Raw genomic sequence first — 6,591 nt, forward strand, 5'->3', positions numbered from 1 at the left:
CAGCAGCACCAGGGAGGCCAGCGCGAGCAGGTAGGCGTTGAGCACCCACTGCAGGCCGCTGACGCCTGCGCCGAGGTCGGTGCCGATGCTGGGCAGGGCGACGTTCACCACGGTGGCCTCCAGCTGGGCCAGCGCGCTGCCGAGCACGGCGATCGCCAGCAGCCACCGGCCCGTGCGGGTGGCCAGCGCGACGCCCGGCGGTGGTGCGGCGACGTCGTCGGCGGCAGCGCTCACGTGACGCGAGGCCCGGGCACGTCGTGGCCGAAGGCTGCGGCCGCCGCGGCCGCAGCTGCGGAGACGCGCGCCGCGCTGCGCGCCGCGCGCCCGGACAGCTTCCAGGCCAGCACGCGCGCCCCGACCACCGGGTCCGGGGGGAAGACGCCGAGCTGGGCGAGCATGGCCACGTCGTCGCGCACCGCCTCGTGCCCCACGACCTGCCCCTGGCGCATCGTCAGGACGTGGACCTGCTCGACGTCGATCTCGCGCCCGGTCGGCGGGACCGCCTGGTCCAGCGCACCGTCGCGGTAGCGCACGAAGGCCCCGGTCTGCCGACCCCGCATGCGCAGACGCACCCACACCCGCTCCCCTCTGCCGGCGGTGTCGAGGACGGGGAAGCGCAGGTCGCTGAACGCGGAGCGCATCCAGGCCGAGGAGGCCAGCACCCCGGCCGGTCCCGGCGTGGAGCAGGCCGCCGGCGCGACGGCCGCCTCGCGGTTGTGGAAGTCGGGGTGCACCAGGATCGAGGCCAGGACGTGGTCGCCGTGCTCGAGCACCTGGAACAGCCTGGTGGCCGCGCTCGTGAGGTCGGTGGTCATGCGGGACGAGCCCTCCTCGGGAAACTGCTGCGTTCGGTTCGGGGTTCGGCGGTGGGACGGGGTCAGCGCTGCGCCCGCACCTTCGAGGCCAGCAGCAGCGCCGCCACGACGCCGAGCAGCAGGACGGCGCTGCCCGGGCGCAGACCCGCGCGGCTCGCGGCGGGGACGAGCAGCACGACCAGGACGGCGGCCGGGACGCCCAGGCGCTGGAGCAGCCCGTCGGTGCGGCGCACGTGCACGCCCCACAGGCTCAGCAGGCAGGCGGAGTACGGCAGCGCCACCGCCAGGGTCGCGGTCCCGGCTCCGACGGCACCGGGGTGAGCGGTCTCCTCGATGACCAGGGACAGGCCGGCGCCGACGGCGGCCACCGAGGCGAACAGGAACAGGTACAGGTACGACCACGCGAACGGCCACCACCGCGAGGAGCCCAGGTGGTCGTCGGGACGCTCGAAGTACAGCCACCACAGGCAGAACAGCAGCAGCAGGCCGCCGACGAAGGTGGGGGTCATCGCCGCCACCGACGCATCGCCCAGCGCCGACTGGACCGCGCGCGAGCCGGCCAGGACGGATTCCCCCAGCACGATGATCATGAACAGGCCGTAGCGCTCGCGCAGGTGCCGGGCGTGCCAGGGGGTGCTCGTGCGCCACTGCGCCCACACGGGCAGCGCCAGCTCGGCCACGGCCAGCAGGCTCCACACCAGCCAGGTGGACGAGCGTGGCGAGGGGAGCAGCAGCGCGGCCAGCCACCCGACCTGCACGGCGCTCAGGCCGACGACGAACCGCCGCGCCGCCAGGCGGCGCAGCGGGTCCCCGCGCACCACCCGGCTCCACTGCAGCACCAGCGCCAGGCGCATCAGCACGTACCCGCCGACGCCCACGCGCAGGTCCGCGTCCTCCAGCACCGCCGGCACTCCCGCCGCGAGCACCAGCGCACCGGTCATGGACAGGAACGTCAGGAGCCGGAACAGCACGTCGTCGTCGTCGTAGGCGGAGGCGAACCAGGTGAAGTTCGCCCACGCCAGGTATAGGGCGAAGAAGACGAGCGCGAAGCGGCTGACCGCCTGCGCCGGGTGACCGGCGGCGATGGAGTTCTCCAGCCCCTCGGCCGCGAGCGCGACCGCGACGACGGAGACCAGGTCGTAGAACAGCTCCAGCGGGCTGACCGTCCGGTCGGCCTGCGCCGGGTCGCGACCGGTCAGCGGTGCGACCAGCCGCACGGCGCGCTCCCTCAGAGGGGGAGGGTGACGAAGGCCCGCCCGGACAGCGGCCCGCCGGGGAACTGCTGCAGCCGGCTGCCGGTGCCCAGCGGGCCCAGGTCGACCACGATGAACTCCAGTGCCTCGAACAGCTCGGCGAGGACCTTCTTGGCGTCGGCGTCGTCCCCGGAGAAGAACAGGACGACGTTGCCGTCGGTGCGCACGGAACCGGCCGCCAGGTCCGCGGCGCCCATGTGGTTGCCGGTCTTGACCACCCGCGCACCGCGGGCGCGCCCGGCGAGGACCTCGCTGCTGGTCGGCTCTCCCGGGCCCGGCACCGGAGCCGAGAAGTCGTTGGTGGCGTCGACCAGGATGCGCCCGCTCCAGTCGGGCACCGAGGCGGCGACCTCGGAGGCGGCGGCGCTGGGCACCGCCAGCACGACGACCTCCTGGGCCGCCGCCTCCTGCACGGTGCCCGCGCGGGCGGCGCCGCCGAGCCGGGCCACGAGCTCGCGCAGGCTCTCGGGGCCGCTGTTGTTGCTGAGGACGACCTCGTGGCCGCCGCGGACGAGGTGGCCGGCGAACGCCCTGCCGACGTTGCCGCTGCCGATGATGCCGATCTCCACTGCCTGCTCCTCGCTGCTCGGGCCGGGCGTCGGGGGTCGACGCCCGGGGGCCGGACGCCGCAGCGCGTCCGGCGCCGGCAGCCTCGCAGCCCTCCTCACCGCACCGCATCCGTCACGTGACGCAGCCACCGGAACCCCCGGGGAACTCCTGGAACTCCCGGCGGAACTCCTCTCAGGGTTCCCGGTGGGGGCCGAGGGCCCGGCGCAGCTGCGCCCGCGAGGTGGTCCCGAGCTTGGCGGACGCCCGGCGCAGGTGGCTGCTGACGGTGCGGTGCGGGAGGCAGGTGCGGTCGGCGATCTCCTCCTCGCTCGCACCGGCCGCGGCCAGCCGCGCGATCTGCAGCTCCAGCGGGCTCAGCGCCTCCACCCCCGCTCCGGCGGTTCCGGGGGCGCGGCGGGCGGCGCCGACGCCGGCCGCCGCCAGCTCGGCCCCGGCGCGCGCCACCCCCAGCCGGGACGAGGCGCGCTCGAAGCTCCGCAGCGCCGCCGCCAGGTGCTCGCGGGAGTCCTCGACGCGGTCGTGGCGGCGCAGCCACTGCCCGTAGGCCAGCCGGGTGCGCGCCACCTCGATCACCGCACCGCTGGCGGCCCCGTGCTCCAGCGCCCGCTCGAAGGCGGTCGCCGCCGCGTCGCCCGCGGCGAGCAGCGCCCGGCTGCGCTCGAGGAGCATGGCCAGGTGGGGCGAGCCGTAGGTGAGGTTGTCGCGGGTCAGCTGCTGCAGCAGGGGCGGCAGCGCCGCCTGCTTGCCGACCCGCACGGCTGCCTGGGTCAGGTCGGCGATCGCCCACGCGGCGACGACCGGGTGGGCGGCCGTCCGGCGCAGGTGGACCCAGGCGTCCCAGTACCGGTGCTCGGCCAGCGCCAGCAGGCCGGCGGCCCAGTGCAGCTCCGCGGTCAGCCTGCCCAGGGAACTGGGCCCGATGATCGCCGCGGCCTCCCGCAGGGCCGCGGCCGCCGCCACCAGGTCGCCGCGGCAGGTGTGCGTGCGGGAGGCGGTGACGGCCCCGGCGGCCTCGACGATCGGCAGCTGCGCCTCCGCGGCGATGCGCCGGGTGAGGTCGGCGTCCACCAGGGCACCGGGCAGGTCGCCGGCCAGGACGCGGGCCAGCGCCCGCCCGTGCAGGGCCAAGCACTCCTCGCTGACCTCCCGGGCGTGGTGCGCGCGCTCGACGGCCGTCGTCCACAGGGCCGCGGCCGTCGGCAGGTCGTGGATGGCCTCGGCCGCCGAGGCCAGCCGGTGGGGGGCGCTGACCGCGTCGACCAGCTCGCCCAGGTGCCCGCGCCAGCGCTGCGCGTGGCGCAGCGGCTCCAGCAGGACCAGCCCGACCTGGCGGTCGGCGTCCTGGCCGACGGGCGGGTCGAGGGCCAGCAGCGCGTCGCGCACCCGCCGGCGCAGGGCGTCCTGCGGCTGCATGACCTGCACGCCGGTCGCGGCGGCGACGAGCGCGGTGACCCGCTCGCGGCGGAACCGCCCGGCGCCCGCGGCGCCCAGCTGCTCCGCGAGGTCGACCAGGTCGGTGGTGCGCTCCAGCCACCGGCCCCGGTCGGCGCTGAGCTGCCAGCGCGTGACCGCCGCACCGACCGCCGGCCCCGGCTGCCGCGCGGGGTCGGTCAGCAGCGGCGCAGCGCGCTCCAGCAGCCGCGAGGCCACCGCGGGGCGACCGGCGAGGCGGGCCAGCTCCGCGGCCCGCAGCGTGCGCTCCAGCACCTGGCGGGGGCCCGGCGAGAGCGCGGCGGCGCGCTCGTGGGCCGCCGAGGCCTCCACGAGCGCGCCGCGCGCGCGGGCCAGCTCACCGGCGGTGGCGAGCTCGCTCGCCACCGCCTCGTCGGGGCCGTGGGTGGCGGCCGCCCGGTGCCAGGCGGCGCGCACGGGGTCCTGGATCGCCGCGGCCAGCGCCTGGTGGACCCGCAGCCGCGCCGAGAAGGCGGCGGCGCCGTGGACGGCCGAGCGCAGCAGCGGGTGGCGGAAGCGCACCCGGCCGTCGCGCACGCCGACCAGGCCCGCCGCCTCCGCGGTGTCGAGGTCGGCGAGGTCGACCCCCAGCTCGGCACCGGCCGCCAGCAGCTCCGCCAGCAGCGCCTCCCCACCGGCGGCCGCCAGCAGCAGGAAGGTGCGGGTGGTCCCCGGCAGGTCCTCGACCCGGCGCAGGAACACCCGCTCCAGCCGCGGCGGCAGTGGCAGGTGGACCGGCAGCGCGCCCGCGGCGTCCACCGCGACGTCCTCGACCGCGACGTCCTGCACCGCGGTGGCCAGCTCCCGCAGCGCGAGCGGGTTGCCGCCGGCCTCCCGCAGCAGCAGCGCGCGGGCGGCCCCACCGGGCGAGGGGTCCAGCCCGTCCAGCAGCGAGGCGGCCTCCTGCCGGCTCAGCGGCGCCAGGGGCAGGTGCGTCACGCCCAGGCGGGTCCACTGCTCCACCGCGTCCCCGCCCGTGCGCAGCGTGGCCAGCAGGAGCGTGCGCAGCGGAGCCAGCCGGCGCACCAGGAAGGCGACCACCGACGCGCTGGACTGGTCGAGCCACTGCACGTCCTCGACGAGGACCAGCAGCGGCCGCTCGGCGCTCACCTGCTCCAGCAGGGCCAGGGTGGCGGTGCCCACCAGCAGCCGGTCCGGCGAGGCCGCGCCGGGCTCGTCCAGCCCGAAGACCGCCGCCAGGCTCGCGCGCTGCTGCGGCGGCAGCAGGTGCAGGTGCCCCAGCGCCGGTCGCAGCAGCTCGTGCAGGCCGCTGAACCCGGTGCCGGACTCCTGCTGCACCCCGGTGCAGCGCAGCTGCCCGAACCCGGCCGCCCGGGCGGCCGCGGCCGCGTGCTGCAGCAGCGTCGTCTTGCCGATGCCCGCCTCCCCGGTGACGAGCACGGCGCTGCCCGCCCCGGCAGCGGCGGCGGCCTCCAGGTGCTCCAGCACGCGCTGGAACTCGCGGTCGCGGCCGATCACCGCCGCCTCCGCCGCCCGCGCCCGCGCGGAGCGGTGGGGGCGGCCGCCGGCTCACGGCTCGCCGAGCGCACCGACCCGGCCCCGGTAGAACTCGATCTTGGCCTCGATGGCCGCCAGGTGGCGCCGGGTGCTCCGCAGCTGCTCCAGCACCCGCTCGCGGTGCGCTTCGAACACGGCGAGGACCTCGGCCTCCGTGCCGGCGCGCCGGGTCAGCTCGGCGAAGGCGCGCACGTCGCGCACCGGCATGCCGGTGGCGCGCAGCAGGACCACCCCGGCCAGCCACTCCAGGTCCCGGGCGCCGTAGCGGCGCTGGCCGGAGGAGATCCGCTGGGGCGGGGTCCTGGTCAGCCCCTCGCGCTCGTAGTAGCGCAGGGCGTCCACGCTCAGGCCGCAGACGGCGGCGGCCTCCCCGATGGTCAACCCCGCCGCGGGCACCTCGACGCCGAGGCTGGGCAGCGGGACCGCGCCGGGACCCTCGTCGTCGAGCTCGCCACCGCTTCCCTCCTCGTGCCGGTCCTCGGGTCGGTCCTCGGGCCTGTCGTCGATCCTGTCGTCCACCGCTGCAGTCTCTTCCCTGGGACGCGCCCCGGGTCGGGCCGGTCGGGCCGGTCGGGACGGGGTGGTCGGGCCCGTCCACCGTGGCGCTGCCGGCCGGCGCGCGCATCCGTCAGGTGACTGCCCGCCGCCTCCACCCACCTGCTGCGACCTGCCCGTCCTCCGCGCCGCACCCGTCGGGTTGCGCACTCCCGCGGGGTGTGCAGTCACGTGACGGATGCGGGAGGCGACCCCGTTGCGGCAGCTTTGCCCCCGGTCCCACCACGTGGTGCACCGGCGGCTCCCGCCGCACCGCGCACCACGAGCGGACGACGTCCCCCGACCGAAGGAGCACCACCGTGTCCGAGCCCGTGAAGCCGGTCCTGGAAGGCCCCGCGCAGGCCTTCGCCGACGCCAACTCCACCCCGCCCTTCCTCTACCAGCTCACCCCCGAGCAGGGCCGCAAGATCGCCGAGACGGTCCAGACG

Annotated in this window: 5 protein-coding genes and 1 pseudogene; all 6 read right to left on the minus strand. The window is 77.2% G+C overall.

The window, feature by feature from the left end:
• A pseudogene (locus GTQ99_RS17970) lies at window positions 1-234 on the minus strand (MFS transporter); the annotation flags it as partial.
• Window positions 231-815, minus strand: a complete 585-nt coding sequence (locus tag GTQ99_RS17975) for an ester cyclase (RefSeq protein ID WP_166617098.1) — start codon at window positions 813-815, stop codon at window positions 231-233. The gene GTQ99_RS17975 and the pseudogene GTQ99_RS17970, both read right to left, overlap by 4 nt.
• A gap of 62 nt (window positions 816-877) precedes the next feature.
• Window positions 878-2,032 (minus strand): low temperature requirement protein A, encoded by a 1,155-nt coding sequence (locus GTQ99_RS17980; RefSeq protein ID WP_166617099.1) that lies wholly within the window; start codon window positions 2,030-2,032, stop codon window positions 878-880.
• A gap of 11 nt (window positions 2,033-2,043) precedes the next feature.
• Window positions 2,044-2,637 carry an NADPH-dependent F420 reductase gene (locus GTQ99_RS17985; protein ID WP_205707734.1) on the minus strand — a complete coding sequence of 198 codons (594 nt, stop codon included), beginning with the start codon at window positions 2,635-2,637 and terminating at the stop codon, window positions 2,044-2,046.
• A 172-nt stretch (window positions 2,638-2,809) separates the two neighbouring features.
• Window positions 2,810-5,569: an AAA family ATPase gene (locus GTQ99_RS27135; RefSeq protein ID WP_166617100.1), complete on the minus strand. Its 2,760-nt coding sequence runs from the start codon at window positions 5,567-5,569 to the stop codon at window positions 2,810-2,812.
• A 51-nt stretch (window positions 5,570-5,620) separates the two neighbouring features.
• On the minus strand, window positions 5,621-6,127 hold the full coding sequence (locus GTQ99_RS17995) for a MerR family transcriptional regulator (RefSeq protein ID WP_205707735.1): 507 nt from the start codon (window positions 6,125-6,127) through the stop codon (window positions 5,621-5,623).
• Window positions 6,128-6,591: the final 464 nt, after the last annotated feature.

Origin of the sequence: Kineococcus vitellinus (assembly GCF_009906315.1) — a bacterium.
Taxonomy (GTDB): domain Bacteria; phylum Actinomycetota; class Actinomycetes; order Actinomycetales; family Kineococcaceae; genus Kineococcus; species Kineococcus vitellinus.